General features: G+C 36.5%; 26 protein-coding genes. 11 read left to right on the top strand and 15 right to left on the bottom strand.

Translation table 11 applies throughout. The annotated features are described in order from the left end of the window. Positions 1-195: 195 nt before the first annotated feature. The 7 genes from ylqF to xerS all read left to right on the top strand — a co-directional run bounded on the left by ylqF (position 196) and on the right by xerS (position 7,932). On the top strand, positions 196-1,047 hold the full coding sequence (gene ylqF / locus B7692_RS03850; RefSeq protein ID WP_084929960.1) for a ribosome biogenesis GTPase YlqF: 852 nt from the start codon (positions 196-198) through the stop codon (positions 1,045-1,047). Further along, positions 1,034-1,813, top strand: coding sequence for a ribonuclease HII (locus B7692_RS03845; RefSeq protein WP_084929959.1), 780 nt, complete (start codon positions 1,034-1,036; stop codon positions 1,811-1,813). The genes ylqF and B7692_RS03845 overlap by 14 nt, the downstream gene beginning before the upstream one ends. A gap of 16 nt (positions 1,814-1,829) precedes the next feature. Further along, complete coding sequence (locus B7692_RS03840) at positions 1,830-3,380, top strand: ClC family H(+)/Cl(-) exchange transporter (protein WP_084929958.1); 1,551 nt, start codon at positions 1,830-1,832, stop codon at positions 3,378-3,380. A gap of 88 nt (positions 3,381-3,468) precedes the next feature. Then, positions 3,469-3,906: a MepB family protein gene (locus B7692_RS03835; RefSeq protein WP_084926365.1), complete on the top strand. Its 438-nt coding sequence runs from the start codon at positions 3,469-3,471 to the stop codon at positions 3,904-3,906. Between the two features lie 519 nt (positions 3,907-4,425). Further along, positions 4,426-5,097 (top strand): hypothetical protein, encoded by a 672-nt coding sequence (locus tag B7692_RS03830; protein WP_084926366.1) that lies wholly within the window; start codon positions 4,426-4,428, stop codon positions 5,095-5,097. Beyond that, on the top strand, positions 5,078-6,211 hold the full coding sequence (locus tag B7692_RS03825) for a helix-turn-helix domain-containing protein (protein WP_084926367.1): 1,134 nt from the start codon (positions 5,078-5,080) through the stop codon (positions 6,209-6,211). The genes B7692_RS03830 and B7692_RS03825 overlap by 20 nt, the downstream gene beginning before the upstream one ends. Positions 6,212-6,861: 650 nt before the next feature. Beyond that, complete coding sequence (gene xerS, locus B7692_RS03820; RefSeq protein ID WP_084929957.1) at positions 6,862-7,932, top strand: tyrosine recombinase XerS; 1,071 nt, start codon at positions 6,862-6,864, stop codon at positions 7,930-7,932. Between the two features lie 206 nt (positions 7,933-8,138). Here xerS and pdrM read toward each other — a convergent pair whose 3' ends face one another. The 12 genes from pdrM to dhaK form a co-directional block, all read right to left on the bottom strand. Further along, complete coding sequence (pdrM, locus tag B7692_RS03815; protein ID WP_084926369.1) at positions 8,139-9,497, bottom strand: sodium-coupled multidrug efflux MATE transporter PdrM; 1,359 nt, start codon at positions 9,495-9,497, stop codon at positions 8,139-8,141. Between the two features lie 41 nt (positions 9,498-9,538). Then, positions 9,539-10,807: a dihydroorotase gene (locus B7692_RS03810; protein ID WP_084929956.1), complete on the bottom strand. Its 1,269-nt coding sequence runs from the start codon at positions 10,805-10,807 to the stop codon at positions 9,539-9,541. Positions 10,808-10,819: 12 nt separating this feature from the next. Further along, entirely contained in the window at positions 10,820-11,284 is a 465-nt protein-coding gene (locus tag B7692_RS03805) for an NUDIX hydrolase (RefSeq protein ID WP_001135756.1), read from the bottom strand. Positions 11,285-11,293: 9 nt separating this feature from the next. Further along, positions 11,294-11,947, bottom strand: coding sequence for a uracil-DNA glycosylase (locus B7692_RS03800; RefSeq protein ID WP_084929955.1), 654 nt, complete (start codon positions 11,945-11,947; stop codon positions 11,294-11,296). 61 nt (positions 11,948-12,008) lie between these two features. Beyond that, positions 12,009-12,701 (bottom strand): pyrimidine 5'-nucleotidase PynA, encoded by a 693-nt coding sequence (pynA, locus tag B7692_RS03795; RefSeq protein ID WP_000120621.1) that lies wholly within the window; start codon positions 12,699-12,701, stop codon positions 12,009-12,011. Between the two features lie 124 nt (positions 12,702-12,825). Then, positions 12,826-13,044 carry a hypothetical protein gene (locus B7692_RS11210; protein WP_045612552.1) on the bottom strand — a complete coding sequence of 73 codons (219 nt, stop codon included), beginning with the start codon at positions 13,042-13,044 and terminating at the stop codon, positions 12,826-12,828. A gap of 59 nt (positions 13,045-13,103) precedes the next feature. Beyond that, positions 13,104-13,316: a hypothetical protein gene (locus B7692_RS11205; protein WP_033628842.1), complete on the bottom strand. Its 213-nt coding sequence runs from the start codon at positions 13,314-13,316 to the stop codon at positions 13,104-13,106. 436 nt (positions 13,317-13,752) lie between these two features. After that, positions 13,753-14,655 (bottom strand): hypothetical protein, encoded by a 903-nt coding sequence (locus tag B7692_RS03775; protein ID WP_084929953.1) that lies wholly within the window; start codon positions 14,653-14,655, stop codon positions 13,753-13,755. Between the two features lie 162 nt (positions 14,656-14,817). Further along, on the bottom strand, positions 14,818-15,549 hold the full coding sequence (locus B7692_RS03770) for a hypothetical protein (protein WP_084929952.1): 732 nt from the start codon (positions 15,547-15,549) through the stop codon (positions 14,818-14,820). Positions 15,550-16,300: 751 nt separating this feature from the next. Further along, positions 16,301-16,675, bottom strand: coding sequence for a dihydroxyacetone kinase phosphoryl donor subunit DhaM (gene dhaM / locus B7692_RS03760; protein ID WP_084929951.1), 375 nt, complete (start codon positions 16,673-16,675; stop codon positions 16,301-16,303). Continuing rightward, positions 16,675-17,250, bottom strand: a complete 576-nt coding sequence (gene dhaL, locus B7692_RS03755; RefSeq protein WP_084929950.1) for a dihydroxyacetone kinase subunit DhaL — start codon at positions 17,248-17,250, stop codon at positions 16,675-16,677. Before dhaL ends, dhaM begins: the two co-directional genes overlap by 1 nt. Before the next feature lie 21 nt (positions 17,251-17,271). Next, a complete protein-coding gene (dhaK, locus tag B7692_RS03750; RefSeq protein WP_084929949.1) occupies positions 17,272-18,261 on the bottom strand; it encodes a dihydroxyacetone kinase subunit DhaK in 990 nt (329 codons plus the stop codon). 153 nt (positions 18,262-18,414) lie between these two features. Here dhaK and dhaS point away from each other — a divergent pair, with 153 nt between their 5' ends. Beyond that, positions 18,415-18,945 (top strand): dihydroxyacetone kinase transcriptional activator DhaS, encoded by a 531-nt coding sequence (gene dhaS, locus B7692_RS03745; RefSeq protein WP_084929948.1) that lies wholly within the window; start codon positions 18,415-18,417, stop codon positions 18,943-18,945. Beyond that, complete coding sequence (gene dhaQ / locus B7692_RS03740; RefSeq protein WP_084929947.1) at positions 18,942-19,931, top strand: DhaKLM operon coactivator DhaQ; 990 nt, start codon at positions 18,942-18,944, stop codon at positions 19,929-19,931. The genes dhaS and dhaQ overlap by 4 nt, the downstream gene beginning before the upstream one ends. A gap of 203 nt (positions 19,932-20,134) precedes the next feature. Here the strand turns inward: dhaQ and B7692_RS03730 are convergent, their stop codons facing one another. Next, on the bottom strand, positions 20,135-20,674 hold the full coding sequence (locus B7692_RS03730) for a ClbS/DfsB family four-helix bundle protein (RefSeq protein WP_084929946.1): 540 nt from the start codon (positions 20,672-20,674) through the stop codon (positions 20,135-20,137). A 57-nt stretch (positions 20,675-20,731) separates the two neighbouring features. Further along, entirely contained in the window at positions 20,732-21,226 is a 495-nt protein-coding gene (locus B7692_RS03725; RefSeq protein WP_084929945.1) for a YkgJ family cysteine cluster protein, read from the bottom strand. Positions 21,227-21,587: 361 nt separating this feature from the next. Between B7692_RS03725 and B7692_RS03720 the strand changes: the two genes are divergently transcribed. After that, positions 21,588-22,385 carry a DUF4393 domain-containing protein gene (locus B7692_RS03720; protein WP_084929944.1) on the top strand — a complete coding sequence of 266 codons (798 nt, stop codon included), beginning with the start codon at positions 21,588-21,590 and terminating at the stop codon, positions 22,383-22,385. 275 nt (positions 22,386-22,660) lie between these two features. Then, complete coding sequence (locus tag B7692_RS03715; RefSeq protein WP_084929943.1) at positions 22,661-23,191, top strand: hypothetical protein; 531 nt, start codon at positions 22,661-22,663, stop codon at positions 23,189-23,191. Between the two features lie 289 nt (positions 23,192-23,480). Here the strand turns inward: B7692_RS03715 and eno are convergent, their stop codons facing one another. Beyond that, positions 23,481-24,785, bottom strand: coding sequence for a surface-displayed alpha-enolase (gene eno / locus B7692_RS03710; protein ID WP_000022813.1), 1,305 nt, complete (start codon positions 24,783-24,785; stop codon positions 23,481-23,483). Positions 24,786-24,876 lie beyond the last annotated feature (91 nt).

Raw genomic sequence — 24,876 nt, 5'->3', positions numbered from 1 at the left:
GTATAACCTTCGACGCGCACCCGCATAGCGGGTGGTTTTTTTGTCTCTCACCTAACGGAGCGAGACGGACTAATAGTCACATAATAAAATAGCTTTTCTAGACAAAAGCTTATGCAAAAAAGAATAATTTATGATAGAATAGAGGATAAGAAAGAAAACGTTTTTACAATTTTTTCAATCCGAAGGAGATATATTATGGCTACTATTCAATGGTTTCCTGGTCACATGTCTAAAGCTCGTCGACAAGTGCAGGAGAATTTAAAATTTGTTGATTTTGTGACGATTTTGGTGGATGCACGCTTACCTCTATCTAGTCAAAATCCTATGTTGACCAAGATTGTTGGTGACAAACCAAAACTCTTGATTTTAAACAAGACAGACTTGGCTGATCCAGCAATGACCAAAGAATGGCGTCAGTATTTTGAATCACAAGGAATCCAGACTCTGGCTATTAACTCCAAAGAGCAAGTGACTGTAAAAGTTGTAACAGATGCGGCCAAAAAGCTCATGGCTGATAAGATTGCTCGCCAGAGAGAACGTGGGATTAAAATTGAAACCTTGCGTACCATGATTATCGGGATTCCAAATGCTGGTAAATCAACTCTCATGAACCGTTTGGCTGGTAAAAAAATTGCCGTTGTCGGCAATAAACCAGGTGTGACCAAGGGACAACAATGGCTCAAAACCAATAAAGACCTTGAAATCCTAGACACACCAGGGATTCTCTGGCCTAAGTTTGAGGATGAAACTGTTGCACTTAAGTTGGCGCTAACAGGTGCTATTAAAGACCAGTTGCTTCCTATGGATGAGGTAACCATTTTTGGTCTCAATTATTTCAAAGAACATTATCCAGAAAAGCTGGCTGAACGCTTCAAACAAATGAAAATTGAGGAAGAAGCGCCTGTTATCATTATGGATATGACCCGTGCCCTCGGTTTCCGTGACGACTATGACCGTTTTTACAGTCTCTTCGTAAAGGAAGTCCGTGATGGCAAACTCGGTAACTACACCTTAGATACATTGGATGACCTCGATGGCGACGATTAAAGAAATCAAAGAACTCCTTGCAACGGTCAAGGAGTTAGAAAGCCCTATTTTTTTAGATCTTGAAAAGGATAATCGCTCAGGAGTTCAAAAAGAAATCAGCAAACGTAAAAAAGCTATTCAGGCAGAATTGGTTGAGGATCTTCGTTTAGAATCCATGCTTTCCTACGAAAAAGAACTTTACAAGCAAGGATTGACTTTGATAGCAGGTGTTGATGAGGTTGGTCGAGGTCCTCTGGCTGGGCCAGTAGTTGCTGCAGCCGTTATTTTGCCTAAAAATTGTAAGATTAGAGGCCTCAACGACAGCAAGAAAATTCCTAAAAAGAAACATCTAGAAATTTATCAAGCCGTTCAAGATCAAGCCTTATCAATCGGCATTGGTATCATGGATAATCAGGTCATCGACCAAGTCAATATCTATGAAGCAACCAAACTGGCCATGAAGGAAGCAATCTCCCAGCTTAGTCCTCAACCTGAGCATCTCTTGATAGATGCCATGAAACTGGATTTACCCATTTCACAAACTTCCATCATCAAAGGAGATGCCAATTCCCTCTCGATTGCAGCGGCTTCTATAGTAGCCAAGGTGACACGTGATGAATTGATGAAGGAATACGATCAGCAGTTCCCTGGCTATGATTTCGCTACTAATGCAGGATATGGAACAGCTAAACACCTGGAAGGCCTCACAAAACTAGGAGTTACCCCAATTCACCGAACCAGCTTTGAACCCGTTAAATCACTGGTTTTAGGAGAAAAAGAAAGTTAAGTTAGAAGGAATGATTATGGAGGAACAGTCAGAAACACTTAGTTCCAAGAAAGAATTTGCCTTTGCCTCGAGTACCATATTATCCCAAGTTGGACGAGGAATCATCGTCGGTCTTGTCGTTGGGATCATCGTTGGATCTTTTCGGTTTTTAATTGAAAAAGGCTTTCACCTGATACAAGGACTTTATCAAGATCAAGCGCACCTAGTGCGCAATCTTTTTATCATTGGTCTATTTTATTTAACAGTTTGTTGGCTCAGTGCGAAATTAACTCGATCAGAAAAAGATATCAAAGGCTCAGGAATTCCTCAAGTCGAAGCCGAATTAAAGGGATTGATGACTCTCAACTGGTGGGGAGTTCTTTGGAAAAAATATATTCTAGGAATTCTTGCTATTGCAAGTGGCCTTATGCTGGGGCGTGAAGGGCCAAGTATTCAACTCGGAGCGGTTGGTGGTAAAGGTATTGCTAAATGGCTCAAATCCAGTCCAGTAGAGGAACGCTCTCTGATTGCCAGTGGAGCTGCCGCAGGGCTAGCCGCAGCCTTTAATGCACCAATTGCTGGACTTCTCTTTGTCGTAGAAGAAGTTTATCACCATTTTTCACGCTTTTTCTGGGTCTCAACTCTAGCAGCAAGTCTCGTAGCAAATTTTGTTTCTCTTCTCATATTTGGCCTAACACCCGTACTGGATATGCCAGACAATATACCACTCATGACCCTAGACCAGTATTGGATTTACCTCCTTATGGGAGTTTTTCTTGGACTATCTGGTTTTCTCTATGAGAAAGCTGTACTCAATGTCGGTAGAGTTTATGATTGGGTTGGACAAAAAATCCATTTAGATAGAGCATATTATCCAATTCTGGCTTTCATTCTCATCATACCGGTCGGGATCTTCTTGCCACAAATTCTTGGTGGTGGAAATCAGCTTGTTCTTTCCCTAACTGAGCAAAATTTTAGTTTCCAAGTTCTATTAGCTTACTTTTTGATTCGCTTTGTTTGGAGCATGATTAGCTATGGAAGTGGCCTTCCAGGAGGAATTTTTCTACCAATTTTAGCGCTTGGTTCCTTACTCGGTGCCCTAGTTGGTGTCATTTGTGTGAATATTGGACTTATCAGTCAGGAACAATTTCCTATATTTGTCATTCTGGGAATGAGTGGATACTTTGGAGCAATATCAAAGGCTCCCTTAACTGCCATGATACTCGTAACTGAGATGGTAGGAGATATTCGCAACCTCATGCCACTCGGACTGGTAACCCTAGTTGCCTACATCATCATGGATTTACTCAAGGGTGCACCAGTCTATGAGGCTATGTTGGAAAAAATGCTACCTGAAGAAGCGTCAGATGAAGGAGAAGTCACACTTATTGAAATTCCTGTTTCAGATAAAATAGCAGGAAAACAAGTTCACGAACTCAACTTACCACACAACGTCCTTATTACAACCCAAGTTCATAACGGTAAAAGCCAAACCGTTAACGGCTCAACCAGAATGTATCTCGGTGATATGATTCACCTGGTGATTCCAAAAAGTGAAATTGGGAAAGTCAAAGATTTGTTGTTGTAGATCAAAAATATTTTTACATAATTTTTATTATGTAATAAATGTATCAAGAATATTTTGTTGATTTTGATAAGGGAGGACATACATCATAATGAAAATACTAGATGTTCTATATGAGTTTTATGGTGATTTTGAATTCATTAAAGAAAAGTGGAATGAAAAATACGAAGGTATTCTTATCAAAATAAAGGATGAGCAAGGATATAAAAGATGCCGCTTAGCAAAAAGAACACCGAAAAAAGAAGGATATTTTACAGTTTTTTGGAAAAAAGACAAAAATAACATGAACACTCCTTATACCAATGAAGATTTGGGAACTGAACTTGTTATCGTTGTCATCGATAATGATAAAAAGGGGCTATTTATTATTCCAAACGAAGTTGCTATTTGTAAGAAAATTCTCTCAACAAAAAACAGCAAAGAAAAAATGTCCATGCGATTTTATCCGCCTTGGTGCACAAATTTAAATACAACGGCTCAATCAACACAAAAATGGCAATTGAAATTTTTTAGAGAAATTGAATTATAAGAATGACTTTGAAAAATTTCTAGTAGATTCATATCAAACACAAAGATTTGGTTCTTATGAAAAAAGAACCAAATCTTTGTGTTAGTTTCTCAGGAATAAAGTACATTATAGACAATTTTTGTCGAAAAAATTTTTTAGTTATAACATGTTATGAAAAAACTAAAAATTTATGAACAATTGACCTTACATAGTCTAAAGCCTTGATAATACTGGGATAGAAACATAAAATACATATATTGAAAAAAGTACTTTATTTATGTTTGTACATTATTTTAAAAAAGAATATTGTATAAGGTTTGTATCGATGGGAATACTAAATATTAAATAGTAAATGGATATTTTGGAAAAACCTCTTGATTTAAAAAGACACCTTTACTTTGCCCCAAAAAAAGTAGTGCGTAATTTTCCCGTCAGAAATTTTCTACCTACTATTCTTAGTATGTTTTTGTGTTGACATTTTTTTAAAAAAAAGGTAAACTATTAACATGACATGAATAAAGTTAATAGTTAGGAGATAAGATGGGAATTTTAAGAACTCATTTAGAAGCAGAGTGTGACCCACGATTAGCCGGTGAATTAGCATACAGTATTAAGGAGGCCTATCGCTTTTTGTGGGAACTCATTGATACCACACCAGTATTGCGACACCCAGAAATGCGAAAGACTTATGGGCATATCCGACAAGCATTAGTCGATGTAGCGCTGCGATTAGTTTTAGAAGATTCATCAATGAGAACAGATGTGCAAATGTTATCTGCAGTGAATAATAAAGTGAACGGCTATACTTATACGATGATTGAAACAAAAGGAGCCATTATTTCTCCAGTAAAAACCAGAAGTATAAAAACAATGCCAAAAAAAGCTCTTCACAGAAGTGTGGCTAGTGTGAAAAATAAACAATTTGATCTTTTTACAACCCAAGAGGATATCAATAAGCATTATGATGCTGATAACCCACCGTTTCTCCTCTTAACATACGGCGGAAAGAATCATCACCTGCAATTTGTTCAGCTGGGTTTGCCAAATGTTGATACAGAGCAATGGATTGAGAAAGTAGATATTATGAATGCCCAGCGGATTGTTGCCTCGAAAGACCAAGAGCAGACCACTCAAAAGAAACTAGATTTGACTTTAACGGAGCTGTCAGAAGAGCTTCTTAGGAGAGAAGTAAATGGAACAAGGAATATTTAGTCCCTCTAAATTAACAAAGGCTAGAATAGCCAGAGGATTAACTAAAAAAGAATTGGCTGAACGAACAGGAATATCTAGACAAATGATTTCTAATTATGAATTAGGGAAAACACATCCAGGAGCAAGTAAGTTAATGACAATTGTTGCTGAACTAGATTTTCCATACACCTATTTTACTTCTGAACCTAAAAGGTTTTACGAAGGGGCCACTTTTTTTCGTAGTCAATCTGCGGCTACTAAAAGAGCAAGGGATATGCAAGCTGTCAGGTTAGAATTTCAAAAGGAAATTTATGATTTGCTGTCTCAGTATGTTAATTTTCCTGAATTAACTCTACCTGACATTTTAACGAAAACTATTTACGATATTACTAATAACGATATTGAGGAAAAAGCTAAAGAATTAAGAGAACTATGGGGATTAGGTAAAGATATACCAATTTCTAATCTCACTGAGATTGCAGAAGTTAATGGTATTATTGTTGTTGAGTCCAATATGTCTGATGACAAATTGGATGCAGTGTCAGAATGGATTGAAGACAGACCGTATATCATGCTGACAGATAATGGAGAATCTGCTGTACGTCGTCGTTTTAATATTGCACATGAATTAGGTCATATTTTACTTCATGGAGATATTGAAAGTATTCACGACTATACCTCTCAGGAATTAAAGAATATTATTGAGAATCAGGCAAACTATTTTGCTTCTTGTTTATTGTTACCTGAGAATGGTTTTTTAAAATCTTTGTTATCTACTAATTTAGACTTTTATATTGAGTTAAAAAAATATTGGAAAGTTTCTATTCAATCAATGATTATGAGAACTTATCAGTTAGAGTTAATCAATGATGATCAAAAATTATATTTGTTTAGGAAAATTGGCTTTAATAAATGGAAGAAGCGTGAGCCTTTGGACAATGAATTGACTCTTGAGAAACCTAGTCTTTACCGTAAAGTATTTGACTTAATTATCAGTAATGATATTTTACAAAAAAATGAACTAATTTCTAACTTATCTCTACCCAAAGATGAGTTAGAAAAATCATTAGATATTTCAATTAATGATAATTATCAATTGTCACAAAAAGGTCCTGTATTAAGAATAGTTAAATGAAAAGTCTCAATAATATTGAGACTTTTTTGTAGTTATAGAGTATAGATGCAATATCTACATTTTCAGTGTTAGTGGAATGTTTTTTCTTTTTCACATACAGAATCATTTCTATCAAAATATACAAATGAAGAAATTTCAGTCCTCACTCTAATAGTGTACATTTTAAGTGGAAGTTTTGAAAACTGGAAATTTTTGTACTTTTCCTTAGACAGTGGATAAACCTTTGATGCGACTGAGTTTAAGACGTAATGTACACTCTTTGAAAAATGTACTTTATAATTGAAATGTACTTTATTTTAAGGCAAGATAAAGTACATTTTTTGATTCAGTAGCTTAGATGCGTAATGTACAAAATCAGCCCCTTTTAAACCCCTTGCAAGCCTAAAAACATTGATTTAATAAGGTTTTGAATTTCACTTTTGTTACAGTGTACATTTGAAAAAATTCCAGTTTTTACTTTGATAAGGTACATTTTAGGCAATTTTGAACGAAAAAAATTTTTAGTTATGTTTTGGTTATTAAAACTTTTATAAAAAAGTTGGACTACTGTTTTAAGTTTCTTGCTACATCTTTCCGAAAAACTATAATTTTCTTGAAAAATAAATAAGTCTATGCTATACTACTAGTAGACTTATTTACGGAGAAAATACATGAAACGTGAGATTTTACTGGAACGAATCGACAAACTAAAACAAATCATGCCCTGGTATGTTCTGGAATACTATCAATCTAAGCTTGCTGTTCCTTACAGTTTTACAACCTTGTACGAATACCTCAAGGAATATGATCGATTTTTCAGCTGGGTTTTAGAGTCTGGTATCTCAAACGCCGATAAAATATCTGATATTTCTTTATCTGTCTTGGAAAATATGTCTAAGAAAGACATGGAATCCTTTATCCTTTACCTACGTGAACGTCCTTTGCTGAATGCTAATACAACCAAGCAAGGAGTTTCTCAGACAACCATCAATAGGACTTTGTCAGCACTTTCTAGTCTTTATAAGTATTTGACTGAGGAAGTTGAAAACGATCAGGGAGAGCCTTATTTTTATCGTAATGTAATGAAGAAAGTTTCAACAAAGAAAAAGAAAGAAACGCTTGCTGCCAGAGCTGAAAACATCAAGCAAAAACTCTTTTTAGGTAATGAAACAGAAGGTTTTCTAACTTATATTGACCAAGAGTATCCACAACAACTTTCAAATCGCGCTCTCTCATCATTCAACAAAAATAAAGAACGTGATTTGGCCATTATTGCCCTTCTCTTGGCGTCTGGTGTCCGCTTATCTGAAGCTGTTAATCTGGATCTAAGGGATCTAAATCTCAAAATGATGGTTATTGATGTCACTCGAAAAGGGGGAAAACGTGACTCGGTCAATGTCGCTGCTTTTGCTAAGTCTTATTTAGAGAATTATCTGGCCATTCGTAATCAACGCTATAAGACAGAAAAAACAGATACAGCCCTTTTTTTGACACTCTACAGAGGTGTTCCTAATCGTATCGATGCTTCCAGTGTGGAAAAGATGGTTGCTAAGTACTCTGAGGACTTCAAAGTCCGTGTAACTCCCCATAAACTGCGCCATACGCTAGCAACCAGGCTTTATGATGCGACTAAATCGCAAGTTTTGGTCAGCCATCAGCTAGGACATGCCAGTACACAAGTCACTGACCTCTATACCCATATCGTTAATGATGAACAAAAGAATGCTCTAGATAGTTTATAAAATACATAAAATAAATTATGTAAAATAATTATTAAGAAAAGAAGCTGCTAAAAATAAGCAACTTCTTTTTCTTTATATCTGATACCAGTAAAGTAGCGTGGAATATCAATTGTTTCTATATTTTTGAAATTCTCATTTGCCTACTACTAATTTAACTATAGCAAAAATAATGCAGATAAGGAAGGATATTTTTGCTTGCAGGAATTCTAAAAATCAAGCTTTCTGGATTCAAATCTCTTCATAATCACAGTTAAACGCCAACGGTATAGCGCCCCACTCACAATTAGACTAATAATCAAGCCAATCCAGTAAGAATAAGCTCCAAAATCTGTTAGTGAATCGAAGACCATAGCCACTGGGATTGCTACGCCCCAATAACCAACCAAACCAAGGTAAAAAGGAATAACGGTATCCTTATAACCCCTCAAAATTCCCTGAAGCGGTGCCGCAAAGGTATCTGCTAACTGGAAGAAAAGGCTGTAAGTCAAAAAACGCGCTGTCAAATCGATAAATTCTGAGTCGTTCCCATAAAGACTGGCCACATTTCCCCTAAAAATGTAAAGGAAGGTTAAGGTGAAGGCTGCAAAAATGAGGGCAGTCCATCTTCCTAGACCAATATAGGTTTTCGCATCATCAAATCGCTTGGCTCCCACTTCATAGGAAACGACAATAGCCATAGCCGATGAGATACTCATAGGAAAGGCGTACATAAGACTTGAAAAGTTCATAGCTGACTGATGACTAGCGATAATCAAGGACGAAAACTTAGCCATAATCAAGCCAACCACAGAAAAGATAGCCACTTCCGCGAAGACAGTTCCTCCAATAGGCAGACCTAAGCGAACTCCTTCCTTGATTTTATCCATATTAAGCGGAATGCATTTCTCAAAATGCAAGGCTTTGAGCTTCTCCTGTTTAAATAGAACCAAAACAGAAATCCCCAGCAAGACCCAGTAGGCCAAGGATGTTCCTAAACCAGCACCAGCACCTCCCAGCTCTGGAACTCCAAAGGCACCGTAAATCAAGAGATAGTTAAATCCGCTATTGAGAGGGAGTAACAAAAGCATGAGGTACATGGACAGCTTGGTCAAGCCCAGCGAATCCAGCAAGGAACGAATGACACTAAAAAGCAACAGGGGGATAATTCCGATAGATAAAAACCAGAGATAGCGAACCGCTACTGCTGCCACCGGTGCTTCTAGTCCAATATGATTCAAGATTGGTGGTGCCAATAAAAGCACCATCCCCAGTAAGACCACGGATAGGCCCAAGGCCAGATAGATGAACTGGTAAAAATCAGACGCAACCTCTTCCTTTTTACCTCGACCAAGATGGTGACCAATGATAGGCACCAGAGCTGACACAATCCCTGTCAGGAATGTGAAGAAAGGATTCCAGATACTGGTTGCCATAGACACACCAGCCAAGTCCATGGTATTGTATTGACCTGTCATAGTCGTATCAACAAAGGAGGCAGAATAATTGGCAAATTGATAAATAAGGATAGGGAAAAATATCTTTAAAAATAAGATAAATTTATCTTTAAAATGATGGGTTTGGTACATATAGTCTCTCTATTTTTCTAGTTTACAGAGCAGACTTCCACCTAGTTTTGATAGACAATTTGTCCCTTACAGATGGTATATTTAACCTGCCCTTTTAAGGTTTCACCGATGAATGGTGAATTAGCTGCTTTGGAAGCAAAATGGGAGTCCACAAGGCGGTCAGCATTAGCATCAAAAATAGTAATATCCGCTGGACCATTCTCAGCCAAGTAACCTGCTTCAAAGTTATAAAGCTTGGCTGGGTTATAGGTCATCTTTTCGAGTAATTCCATCAGGCTTAACTCACCAGCTTCTACCAAATAGGTCAAGCCGAGAGAAAGAGATGTTTCCAAACCTGTCATACCAGATGGCGCTTTGGTAATATCCTCGACATTTTTTTCATCCGCATGGTGAGGCGCGTGGTCTGTCGCGATAACTGTGATAACACCTGACTTGAGACCTTCGATAACGGCACGACGGTCTGATTCCAAACGAAGTGGCGGATTCATCTTAGCATTGCTTCCTTGTGTCAAAAGGAGCGCTTCGGTCTTAGAAAAATGCTGTGGTGCTACTTCTGCTGTGACCTGCGCACCTAGCCCCTGAGCAAACTCAACTACTTTAACACTTTCTTCCTTAGACAAATGCTGGATGTGAACATGGGCCTTGGTTGCATAGGCAATCATGACATCACGCGCCATCATAGCATACTCAGCTACCCCAGTCGCACCGCAGATATGGAAATGTTCTTTAGCAATATTTTCGTTAAATCCAAGAATCCCATTCAAACCTGGATCTTCCTCATGAAGGCTGATAAAGGTATTAAGCTTTTTGGCTTCCTCCATGGCTTCCTTGACAACTTTACTGCTTTCAAGCGGAATACCGTCATCAGAGAAACCAACCGCACCAGCTGCTAAGAGTGCCTTAAAGTCAGTCAAATCTTGCCCATTAAAGTTCTTCGTAATGGTCGCAACCGTCTTAACATTAATCTTCTCTTTAGCAGCTGACTGGAGAACTTCTTGCAAAGTCTCCACGTCTGAAATGGTTGGACTGGTATTAGCCATCATGACAACCGTTGTAAAACCACCTGCAGCGGCTGCTAGGGCACCAGTATGAATATCTTCCTTGTGGGTTTGACCAGGTTCACGGAAATGAACATGAATATCTACCAAGCCAGGAGCAACTACAAGACCAGTAGCATCAATTATCTCTGCTCCTTCTTCTTTAATCTCAGGCGCAATTTTGATAATTTTCCCATCTTGAACTAAGACATCACACACTTGATCCAAATCAGACTTGGGATCCATTACACGACCATTTTTAATTAGTAGCATCTGCTTTCTCCTTTATTCATAGAAATCGACTTGGGTATCCAACAATTTATCCCCATCATAAACAAACTTGGCTGAAAAGAAGGGTTTATCCTCTAAAAGCCACTCAACAAAGGTATGGTCACCTTCCCAAGTTGGCTTGCTCAAAACCTCATCATAGGGAACCCATTCTAGCGTTCCCTCGTTGCAGTCAATCAAGTCACCCTCGAACTCCGTCACCTTAAAAACATAGGTGTACCAGTCTAAATCTGGCGTAAATTCAGGAAAAGTGATAACACCTTTTAGAACTGGCTTGGCTTTCAGTCCCGTCTCTTCGAGGATTTCACGCGCCGCGCATTCCTGAGGGGTCTCTCCTCTCTCTAGCTTACCACCCACACCAATCCATTTACCCGCATGGACATCATTTGGCTTTTTATTGCGATGAAGCATGAGCAGTTCTTTCCCGTTATCAATGTAGCAAATCGTCGCTAACTGAGGCATATTCTCTCCTTATCTAAGCCAATCGATTGGCTCTTGTCCTGTCTCTTTTAAGAATGCATTGGCCTTGGAAAAAGGCTTGGAACCCCAAAATCCTCTATAAACTGATAAAGGACTGGGATGGGCTGATTCGATAATCAAGTGATGAGGATTGGTAACTAAGGCCTTCTTCTTACGTGCATAGGCTCCCCAGAGTACAAAAACGACTGGTCTCTCTAGTTGATTGACCACCTGAATCACAGCATCCGTAAAAGGCTCCCATATCTGACCAGCATGACCATTGGCCCGTCCAGCAGGAACCGTAAAACAAGCATTAAGAAGCAAGACTCCTTGTTCAGCCCAAGCTGTCAAATCATGAGATTTCTTGCCCCCGATATCATCTGACAATTCTTTCAAGATATTTTGCAAGGAAGGCGGAGCTGGGATAGTGTCAGGTACAGAAAAACTCAAGCCCTGAGCTTGACCTGGTCCGTGATAGGGATCTTGCCCTAGAATCACCACCTTAACGTCTTCAAGCTGTGTTGCCAAGAGAGCCTGAAAAACCTTTTCCTTAGGTGGATAAACAGTTCCCTGAGCATAGACCTGCTCCATAAACTGATTGATTTTCGCAAAATAACCTTCAGGTAATTGCGCCTTAATCAAAGCATGCCAAGACGAGTGTTGCATAGCCGACTCCTTCATTTTTACTGCCTCTATTATAGCAAAAAGTGGCTTTCTAAACCACTTTTTACAGTTTATCTAAATAATCCAGCAAGTCTTGGTAAGAATGGACTTCGTAAGTCGGCTGGGCTTGTGTGGGATTTTCGAGGTAATGAGGATTATACCAAATCGTGTCAATCCCCGCGTTATTGCCACCTTGAATGTCGGCGGTTAGAGAATCTCCAACCATCAGCGTCTTTTCTTTGCTAAAGCCAGCAATCTGCTGACCGATTTTTTCATAAAATAGAGCATCAGGTTTTTGTGTTTGCAGCTGTTCAGAGATAAAGACTTGATTGAAATATGGTGCCAGACCCGATTGAGCCAAACGTCCTGTCTGAATGGCAGTAATGCCATTTGTCGCAGCGTACAGCTCATAATCACGCTCGATGAGGCTATCTAAAAGTTCATGAGCACCTGAAAAAGTTTGCCCCTGTTGGGCAAGGTAAAATTGGTAACGCTGGGCTAGAAAACTACCGTCTTTTTCCTGTCCAAAATGAGCAAATAAACGAGAAAAGCGCGTGTTAACCAGCTCTTGTTTACTAATTTTCTTTTGCTCCAAGTCCTTCCAGAGAGACTTGTTCATAGGAACATAATAGTCTTTATAGGCCTGAATATCTGCAACCCCTTCTTCTTTTAGGAGTTGCGTCAAAGCCACATCCTCAGCAGCATCAAAATCAAGCAAGGTGTGGTCGAGGTCGAAGAGTAGAAATTTGTAGGACAATTTGAGGTTTTCCTTTCTAGGATAAATAACTTTCACTTCATTCGGTTGTTTAATGTAAAAACTTAAAAGTGGTATAGTATCATAAAGAATAATCGTTCCAATTGATTAACTAATCCATACTATTCTAGTCAAGTTTATTTTTATTATAGAAAAATCTTCTATAAATTCGAGCAATAGTTAAAATACAAACAAATATAATTCCCAAAATAGATAACACTATTTTCACAAAATTCATTTCAGAGCCTATTACATAGATATGAAAAAGAGGGGCTAGTCCTACACATAGAGACAATAGATAATTACTAAATCTTATCTCACCAATTCCTGCAAAAAAATGTTTCATTTTAAATATCCCCATTTTACCTTTCATCTTTATAATCCACTAACAAGCTACTAACAACTCTATTGACTTCTCTTTTTTTTGAAAAATCTTGACAGCAAATTTACTCCACTTAATGCCACTAAAACTTCAATGGGCAAAAAATAGTAATCCCATATCAAATGAGAAATCAGCAATGTTAGAAATAGTATACAGTCAATATAACTATTCTGAAAATACTCTGTAATTACATAATACAGATATACCACAACCATCAAAATTAAAACAACCATCATAATACTATTATCCTGTCCTTCTCACTAACGCTATTTCCAAAATTTAATTTTTTTATGACTTAGTAACGTAATTCCAATTAGCAATACACCTAATATAAATAAAAATATTTCCCAAAATTTATTCTCAGTTTTAATAAAAGGTATAAGATACATACTAACCAATATGGAACTTACTCCTAAAAGAGAAAAGACCACTCTGACTTTATCACTTAGTCGAATCATCTTCTATCCTCATAAAATAAGTAAGTGCTCCATTTAGTGCAACGTTTCTCCAAAAAGAAAGCAATCCCTTGTGTAGAGATGATACTTCATTAAGAGACACATCTCTTCATTACCTAGATAAGATACTTTTTTGCATAATCATATTCTATAGATGAACAAATTTGCAAACCTAATTAGTTGAAATTATTTCATTTGTTGTACGAACAGTATGAATCTAGATTATCTTCTTATTACTAATCAATATCCTTCGTGACTTCATCTTGGCATATTCTCTATTCATACAGAAATCAAAATTTTGCCTTAACCAATTTGTATAATAGTAAAACTCTAACTGATTGATTTGAATAAGCTGCACTCTAATTTGATTAACCTTTTCTGGCCAGTTATGATTTTTACTAATAGTAATTTCATACATCAGTAACTCGGCTAGACCTGTACACAGAAGGGTGTTCTGAGAATCTTCGATTTTTTTCAAAATATCCTCAAAGATCTCGCTATCCGTTAAAAAGGTGGATTGGTTAATCGCATCATACAGCAGAATACACATTAAGTCAGAATAACTTAGCTCTGATTTTTGTATTTTATCCTTTAACGTATTGGTCAAATACCTGTCAAACGAATCTTCTTTTTGAAATTTATTTTGATTGAAAAGAAATTCTGTCTTATTAAAAACGAGATGGTTGATATCCATTATATTCCAAAAAAATATTGTTATAAGCACAATTAGGACGATAGGCATTTTAAAAATAAAGGCTACGATAATGGCTATCTCAAGAATAAAACTCCATATAATTCTAGATTTCAAATCATCAGTAGACAAACTTTTACGGTAGAATGAAAAATAGGGTGAGAATCTCAAATTTACTTTCTTCTTTCCTATAAAAATAAAAGGAAAAATTGTAATAAGACCTTCTTTCTTGTATACATCTTTCAATGCATATAGTAGGTCTAAAACTATTTTTGAGAAAATCAAACTACAGAAAGTAAGACCCATACTGATAACAAAATCAAGGGGAATTTCTAAATTCAATGGCAAGTTATTCACTAAGACATGCAACTCTAACCACAAGCCTAAAAAAGAGAGCATTAGTAAGAAAATAATTAGTTTACGCATCATAATTTTACAGTGTCCTTATCTTTTTTATTTTGCATAAATCATCATTGCCATGATTAACATCAAAAAAAACGACATTCATCCAAATAATCAACTTTTTAGACAAACAATTGCTTCGATATTGTGTTTTAAAAAGAAGAAGCCCTTGTATATTTTCAATTTATATTACTTCTTATTTTTGAATAATTCATACTCTTTTTCTCTGATAAAGGGAAGTGAAAAATTAGAAAAAATTAGTAGAATTGAAAATAGGTATCCATCTTTTTGCATTGCTAAAACATAGCCTAAAAATAAATAGACAATCAAATCTAGTACAAAAAGAGAAAATATCCTCCTTTTCATTATCTCACTTGAATTAAAGATTCTGTTTAATAGAATATTTATCGTAGTATCTACACAAATTTTTATCAAAAAGATAAGAGTCAATACACGATTATCAACTGTACCATGAAGAATAAATGGAAATATAGTTAATATAAAACTAGAAATCTCTAAATATTTTATCCAAGGAGATTGAGACATCTTACTTTTAAACTGACTGATTTTCCTATACTCGCTAGCTAATCTAGTATCAAAATATTTACCAATTATATTAAAGATTAAGAATTCCAGGATAAAAATAATTATTAATACGATATAAGTAGAAACCTTTCCTGGGAAATATTTATTGATTAAAATCGGGAAACTCATTAACAGAATCGAGTTTATAGCCAGACAAATGGATACTATTTTATTCTTCACAGAATATATAGGTAACGATACTATTGAATAGAGAAACGCTAAAAAAATAAGCAAGAAATACTCTGTGCTGCTCATTAGCGGCGCCCTTAATGATAAAAATAGATAGGCACCCCACACGATGATATGCGCTTTACGAATTGACTCTAGATTACTCATCTACCTACTCCTAATATGTAAAGGGAATCCATTTTTAGTTTACATTCTATTTCAAACAAGTCATAAGCATTTTATGATATTTCCTTCTTCTACATTAGGTAAAGTTGAAATACATTTTTTGCAAGTGAAAATATAATTGTTATTAAAAATCCCAAAAAGATCTATCCTTCTTCTAGACCTAAACCAAGTCAGATTAAAGATACAAATATAATGATAAGGCTTTCTTTTACTTTAGACTACCATAAAACAAGGAATCTTTCAACAAAATTCATTGGCAAACTACTATTCTAGAAGATTGACAGCTTAAATCTTTCAGAATAGAACAATTCTAACTATCGAATACCCTAACTTCATAAATATCTATGTAATTCTAGACCTAGAATTCCTATAAACTAAATGTTTTCGCACTATTCTAAGCAATTGATTGCCTTAAATTTTAATTTTTAAAGAATTCTAAAGCTAGAATAGTCCCATCAGAATCTGTTTTGAATGATTCACAATTTAGAAACGCTATGATTCTACTCCTTTTACATTAAAAAGGAACTGCATAAAGCAATCCTTTTCTGATTTTGAAATCATTTACTTATACTCTTCGAAAATCAAATTCAAACCACGTCAGCTTCACCTTGCCGTACTCAAGTACAGCCTGCGGCTAGCTTCCTAGTTTGCTCTTTAATTTTCATTGAGTATTAAACTTTGATAGTGGAGATAATCAATAGCTTACCTATAAAAAGAGTTATAGTAAAATTCCTTATTTATTAATTTCAAGCTCCGCCAACTGTGTTTGAATAACTGACAGTTCTGCACCAGCCTGAAGAAGAGCAGCTGCAGTATAGGCACCTTCTACAATTGGAACCCTATTGATGACGATACTTTTATCACTGAAATCAGCCACCATTTCTAAGTTCATTTTAGCAGAACCTAGGTCAAAAAAAGCTAATAAAGTATCTGCTGGATTTTCGGAAACAACCCTATCTACTTGATCAAAACTCGTTCCAATTCCTCCATCTTCGGTTCCTCCTACATAAGTAATCGAAACATCTTTAGCTACTTCACTAATCAGTTCAACAACACCTTGTGCAATGTGTTTGGAATGTGAAACGATAACAAGACCAATACTTCCCATCAAACCACCCCAGTTTCTAAAAGAGCAGTAAAGAGTAATCCTGATGAGAATGATCCAGGATCAATATGTCCAAGAGAACGTTCTCCTACATAAGATGCCCTTCCTTTAGTTGCAAGTAAATCTTTGGTAGCATTCACTACCTTATCAATAACCTCTTGAGTCAATTGGCCAGCAGACAAGGCAGCAATAACAGGAGTCCAAACATCAACCATTGTCTTTTCTCCAACTTCTGCTTTCCCACGTTTGATAATCATATCCAAACCACTTTGTAAGATTTCCTCTATTTTCGAATTTAAATCACACTTGGCCATGCCCATAAAAGCAGAGCCATACAAGGGACCAGAAGCACCACCAACCTTACTCAGTAGTTGCATTGAGACAAGTTTAAACACATCACTGCTTGTTTCAAATTGCTTTCCTTCTAAGTTTTCCATAACTGCAGCCATGCCACGCGCCATATTTCCACCGTGGTCTCCATCTCCTATAGGAGTATCTAACTCACTAAGGTAATCTTTCTGTTCTTGAATCTTTTCATTAAAAAGCTTCATCCATTCAAGAGCTTGTTCAGCATTCATGAAACATTTCCTCCTTGAGTTTTACCAAGCTGGTGTAGTAACAGGTGCATTTAGAGCATCCAACCACTCATCATCTGCCAATCGAATCAATGTTAATGACAAGCCAGCCATATCAATTGAGGTCATATAGTTTCCAATTTTCTTAAATGCCAACTCAACACCTTTTTCATGGAGTAATTTAGCCACATCATTTGCAAATACGTATTGTTCCATAAGAGGAGTGCTTCCTAAACCATTGATGAGAAGGCCATAGCGTTCACCAGTCTTAAGTCGGAAACCTTCAGATAGTTTTTCAACCAATTCTGAGGCCAATTGTGCTGAAGGTTGCATTTTCTCTTTTTTATATCCTGGCTCACCGTGAATACCAACTCCATATTCAAACTCATCATCTTCTAGAACAAATCCGGGTTTCCCAACTTCAGGAACGGTTGCTCCAGACAAAGCTAGCCCAATTGTTTTAATTTCTAAGACAAGTTTATCGGCCAAGTCCTTTATTTCAGCTAATGATTTACCAGAACGAGCTGCAGCCCCCAAAATTTTATGGACTAAAATAGTACCCGCAACACCTCGACGGCCTTGGGTATAGAGACTATTTTCAACCGCAATATCATCATCGACTACAACACTTGCTACATCAATACCTTCCATTTCAGCAAGTTCTTGTGCAATTTCAAAGTTCATAATGTCACCAGAATAGTTCTTGATGACCATGAAAACTCCAGCACCTTCATCAGCCGCCTTAATGGCTTCTAAAATTTGGTCCGGAGTAGGTGAAGTGAAAACTGCTCCACAAATGGCAGCAGACAACATTCCATCTCCTACAAATCCAGCATGACTTGGTTCATGTCCTGAACCTCCACCTGAAATGAGTCCAACTTTTCCTGTCTTTTCTGCCTTTCTAACGATGACATCAAAACCATCTAAGCGTTCTACCAAGTCATCATGCATGAATGACAATCCCTGCAACATTTCATCAACAACTTGTGTCGGTTCATTTATAATTTTTTTCATGAGAAACTCCTTTCGGCATGTACCTTTGTTTTCGCTTTCATTATATATTTTTTATCGCTGGATGATAAGGGACAGATTCTATTATTTGTCCCCTTTTAAACCCGTTTAAAACATTTTTTTGGTAAAATGAAGTAAGTAAAAGAAAGGTTTCCTATGGCATCATCACTTATTACAAAAAAACGGATTGCCAAGGCATTTAGAGACCTATTAGCTACTAGAGAATTTGACAAAATCTCTATTGTAGATATCATGGAATCAGCTGGCATTCGTAGACAAACCTTTTACAATCACTTTCTTGACAAATATGAACTGCTAGACTGGATATTTGAAACTGACTTAACCGAGTATATCACCAATAACTTAGACTTCATTTCGGGCCAAAAACTATTACAAGAATTATTTTTTTATTTCGAACAAGAGCGTGACTTTTATATTCAACTTTTTGATATTCAAGGACAAAATAACTTCTATGACCAATTTATCAGCTACTGTCGCTTGCTTGTATCAAAAATTTTAAAAGAATACGGTCAGATTGATATCGATTCATCTGCTTATACTTGTTTTTTGTTAGACTATCATTCACATGCTCTAGCAGAAATCGTGAAGGCTTACGTCAATAAAAAAAGTCCAGTTCCACAACCAGACTTTCTAATCATGACAATTATTGGAAAGAGACCACAATGACATTTATTTCAAATCATAAACAGAAAATTATTTCAAGTTACATTTCGGCAACTGTCAGCAGTCATCCTGAATTAGAAAAACACCCTACCTTACCATTAGTCTATCAAAAAAATCGCAATCCTCATCAGGTTCCAATATTGTCGGGTGGAGGTTCCGGTCACGAACCTGCGCATATTGGATATGTGGGAGAAGGAATGCTTACCGCTGCTATCTATGGCCAATTATTTACTCCTCCTACAAGAACTGAAATCTTAGAGTCCATTCGTTTTTTAAACAATGGTCACGGTGTCTTCATCATTGTAAAAAATTTCGAAGCAGACATCAAAGAATTTAGCTGGGCCATTAATACTGCTAGACAAGAAGGAATTAAGGTCGGCTATAGTCTAGCACACGACGATATTTCTATTGAACCTCACAATAGATTTCAAATTAGAGGAAGAGGGCTTGCAGGGACTATTTTACTTCATAAAGTTCTAGGATATGCAGCTCAAAATGGTGCCGACATAGAGCAACTAACTGATTTAGGTCATGAACTTGCTCCCGAAATCGCAACAATCGGCTTTGCAACGAAATCTGCTAGTCTCCCCCAAGCCACCCTTCCACTATTTAACTTGGAAGAAGGAAATATTTCTTATGGTATTGGGATACATGGCGAAGAAGGTTATCGTATCGTCCCATTCCAATCATCGGAAATCCTTGCAAATGAAATTATAAGTAAATTAAGATTGCACTATCATTGGAAAAAGGGTGATCATTTTATATTGCTTGTAAATAATCTAGGCACTACCAGCAACTTAGAAATGGGCATATTTATCAATGATCTCCTTCAACTCTTAGAAATTGAAGGAGTCACTATTACCTTTATAAAATCAGGAACATTTATGACCAGTCTAGATATGGCAGGTATATCCGTAACTCTTTGCCCCGTAAAAAATAAACAGTGGTTAGAAGCGCTCAATGCTCCAACGACAGCATTTGCATGGTAATTTGCTTATATAACTCAAAAGGGCTACATCACTTGATAGCCCTTTGCTTTTATCTTATACTCAATGAAAATCAAAGAGCAAACTAGGAAACTAGCCGCAGGCTGTACTTGAGTACGGCAAGGCGACGTTGACGCAGTTTGAATTTGATTTTCGAAGAGTATTACGTTTAAAAGAACTCATTCTTGCAATTTCAAATAGTCCATCTATCCTTTACAATTCTTCCGATGAGCTTTGAGTTTTTTCAGAGCCCAATCATAGTGGCTTGACGTGCTACTGACAAAGTAGGAACCTAGACTTGTCCCTCCCGTCCACTTATAGATACCTTTGGCAAAGAGTTCGTCATTGCTAAAAACTTCTATCAACTCTAAAACCTCTCTATGTGATTGTTCTAGGAGTCTAGTCGCTTCTTCTAAGGAGGTTTTCTGGTGCTTCTTCCAAAAAGCGACATTCATTTCTCCATAAGTTTTCCAATTATAAGGTTCAGGGAGAAAAGGACTTTCGTGACCTTTTTGATTAGAATGTACCCAAGTCAAAAGTAACTGATGCCATTCATAAAGATGGATCAAGACATCCCGCAGATTTTTATCCCTTTTCCAGTGAGCTTCTTTTTTCTTTGGGTCTCTTGAAAAATCAAATGGAATCTGTAGCTCATCTTCACTTAGTTGGGAGATGAAACGATTGAGCTTTTCATAGTTTTCCTTAGAGGCCAGCACTAGTTCCTCTTTTGTTTTCGGTCTAGGCACAGGATTACTCCCTTCATATTACTAGTTATTATTAGAAATTTTTCATCCTTTAAATCTCTATAACTTATCCTTTAATTTCTCAACAAAGAGATAGGCTGCTGGACAGGTCAAAGTATTCTTAATCGTCAAATGGTTGATTTGATGGATCTTTTTGCGATCTGTATGGGGGAATTCACGACAGGCCTTTGGACGAACATCATAGATGGAACAGAGATTATCTCCTCCTAAAAATGGACAAGGCATAGATTTGAAAACCTTGTCCCCATCTTCATCTACCTGCAGAAACTCCGCTTCAAAAGCTGGTAATTTCATCTTAAAATACTTGGCGATTCGTGTAATATCCGCTTCTTTAAAGTCCGGTCCCAATGTCTTACAACAGTTAGCACAGGCAGTGCAATCAATCTCCTCAAAAACTTCTTGGTGAATCTGCTGGACTATCTTATCTAGATTTTTTGGTGGCTTTTTCTTTAGATTGGCTAAAACTTTACGGTGTTCCTTCTGCTTTTGCAAGGCTAGCTGGTGGTAGTACTCAATATCAATTTCTTTAGACATAATTGCTTTCTAATACAAGTGTTTTTGTCTATTATACCATAAGTTATTTTTCATTTTTGATTATTGCACATAAAAAGCCCTTCGGATAAAATCCGAGGGGCTAGAGGTAAGTAAGACTTTATAGTTAATAAAAACTACCTTATATGTCGAATCGTCAATAAATCAAGATAGCTTCTATTTGTTATCTCCTAGATTTTAGCCTTCTCTGCTATCAAATATTCCGTATTTTACAATTTTCTTATTGCCTCCATAAGTAAACCATCCACCCACTATAACTGGTATTAATTTGTATTTCTTAAATAACATCAATTAGATTTTCTTTTGTATTTTGGTATAATAAAAATAAAAAGCGAGGTTTATTATGACTGATTTGCTACCTACAATCTTAACTTCATTTGCTACAACCATGGCTACAAAGGGAGCCGAGGCTCCTGCTAACACTTTTAATGAAGCATGGAAATATGTTTTTGGCCCTCTTGATGGTTTCCTACTACGAAAAAATGAAGAGCGTAAGTACAATAATGAGAGATACGTTAAAGCATTAACTGAGAAGATCGAACAAATACCTATAGAAAATATACAAGACCCTAAAATGAGTATATTAGGACCTGCATTGGAAGCATCAAAATTTTACATTGAGGAAGAAGATATACGAGAAATTTTTGCAACACTATTAGCGGCATCATTTGATTCTTCAAAAAATCCGTTATTACATCATTCTTTTGTTGAAATTATAAAACAACTCAGCCCTTTAGATGCTAGAAATTTAAAGTTTATTGCTCAAAGAAAACGATGTCCAGTTGCTAAGTATCTACTACAACACGAAATGGGTGGTCAGAGTCTTTTGAAACCGCTCATTTTTATCCCTCATGATAGTGATTGTGGAATAGAATCATCACTTGATAATTCAATGTTTGATTTTGATAGAAATGCTTCCTCCATTACAAACCTTGAAAGATTAGGCTTAATTAAAATCGATTTCACATCTTGGCTTTCGAGCGAAGAACGATATATATTTCTAGATAATAATCCCTTAACTGAAGTTTATAAAACATCTTATATTAAAACAAAGTACAATGAAAAATTACATATTCAGAAGGGACTTATAGACATTACACCTTTGGGTGAGGATTTTTATAAAGTTTGTTTGTCGGAATAACTTCTTTTACTAAAATTTCAAAGATTAATAGAAGTATTAAATTTTTAACCTTTATGAAACATTCTTTTTAATATTGTCGCTAGTTTTCCTACAATGCAATAATTTAGAAATTACAGATTTTTCAAATAAACTCTTTTAGATAATTTCATTCGAGTTAAACTAAGCATGAGTAGACATGTTTGAATTTGAATCATATTTTTATTTACATTTTTACTCATGCTCTTCCTTATTATTTATAATTAGCTTATTATCATAAACGAAGGAGATAAACCAACATGCCTATTATTACGAATGACAACGTCCAAATTTGGACCTTATATGTTACTGTCGCAATTTCTATCATCGGTTTTATTTTTAATACCATTTCCCTCTGGCAGACTAAGAAGGCAACTGAAGATATGGCAAAACCATATATCAATGTTTATATTGATGCATACGCAGTTAAATTACAGCAAAGAGTCTATACTTTCAAAAATTTCGGTCAAACTCCAGCTTATATTGAAGATATAGAAATAGAAGATGATCTTGACCAGTTAAACGATAAACACCGTTTTAAATCTCTTATTGGAAACATGATTGCTCCAGGTCAAAAATTTACTTCATCAATACATAATAACTACAAAGGAATTGTTACTGTAAAAATTACATATTCTGATTCTAAGAAACGTAAGTATAGTGATAAATTTAAACTAGATACAGGATTGGTAGCTAACATGCTTTATACTGTGAATGAATCAAATAAATCAGATGAAATTCCTTCGGCTATAAGACAATCGACAATGGCTTTACTACGTGATTTGCGTTAATAATTTATATAGGCTGGACTATTATTAAATTAGATTTCTATTTTTCTTTCTCAATTCTATTGAAAGAAATGCTTCATACCATTAGCTTCATCAACACTTTATATAAAAATTCTATGTAATATTTTACCTTCTTTTTTCTATACTTCTCCTAGAATCTTTTGAACGATTACTTACCCCTGAACAGAAAAATAGCCCTTCGGATAAAATCCGAGGGGCTAGAAACGTTGTTAAATCAACGGCCGAACTTTTGAATTTCAAGGTTCGGGATAAAATAGTTCACTGAACTATTTTATTTTTTAAGGTTGTAGAATGATTTCAATCCACGGTATTCAGCTACTTCACCAAGTTGGTCTTCGATGCGAAGCAATTGGTTGTATTTAGCGATACGGTCTGTACGTGAAAGTGAACCAGTCTTGATTTGTCCTGCATTAGTTGCAACTGCGATGTCAGCGATTGTTGAATCTTCAGTTTCACCTGAACGGTGTGATACAACGGCAGTGTAACCAGCTTCTTTAGCCATTTCGATAGCTTCAAAAGTTTCAGTAAGAGTACCGATTTGGTTAACTTTGATAAGGATTGAGTTAGCAGCACCTTCTTGGATACCACGTGCAAGGTAGTCAGTGTTTGTTACGAAGAAGTCGTCACCAACAAGTTGAACTTTCTTACCAAGACGTTCAGTAAGAGCTTTCCAACCATCCCAGTCGTTTTCATCCATACCATCTTCGATAGTGATGATTGGGTATTTGTTAACCAATTCTTCAAGGTAGTCGATTTGTTCTGCAGATGTACGAACAGCAGCACCTTCACCTTCAAATTTAGTGTAGTCGTAAACTTTACGTTCTTTATCGTAGAATTCTGATGAAGCACAGTCAAATCCGATAAATACATCTTTACCTGGAACGTATCCAGCAGCTTCGATCGCAGCAAGGATAGTTTCAACACCGTCTTCAGTTCCTTCGAAACGAGGAGCAAATCCACCTTCGTCACCTACGGCAGTTTCCAAACCACGTGATTTAAGGATTTTCTTAAGAGCGTGGAAGATTTCAGCACCGTAACGAAGAGCTTCTTTAAATGTTGGCGCACCAACTGGCAAGATCATGAACTCTTGGAAAGCGATTGGAGCGTCAGAGTGAGAACCACCATTGATGATGTTCATCATTGGAGTTGGAAGAACTTTAGTATTGAATCCACCAAGGTAGCTGTAAAGTGGGATTTCAAGGTAGTCAGCAGCAGCACGAGCTACAGCGATAGACACACCAAGGATTGCGTTTGCACCCAATTTACCTTTGTTAGGAGTACCGTCAAGAGCGATCATAGCACGGTCGATAGCTTGTTGATCACGTACATCGTAGCCAATAATAGCTTCAGCAATGATGTTGTTTACGTTGTCAACAGCTTTTTGTGTACCAAGACCACCGTAACGAGATTTGTCACCGTCGCGAAGTTCAACTGCTTCGTGTTCACCAGTAGAAGCTCCTGATGGAACCATACCACGTCCGAAAGCACCTGATTCAGTGTAAACTTCTACTTCAAGTGTTGGGTTACCGCGTGAGTCTAGGACTTCGCGAGCGTAAACATCAGTAATAATTGACATTTTTTACTCTCCTTATGAGTTAAATTTTTTACACCTCTATAATACCTTAAAACCCCTCCTTTTTCAAGAAAAAACGTTATCTTTGTGCAAA

The organism is Streptococcus mitis (assembly GCF_002096925.1).
GTDB classification, from domain to species: Bacteria; Bacillota; Bacilli; order Lactobacillales; family Streptococcaceae; genus Streptococcus; species Streptococcus mitis_AF.
The sequence above is the reverse complement of the archived record's forward strand: the minus strand, read 5'-3'. Positions and strand labels throughout refer to the sequence as shown.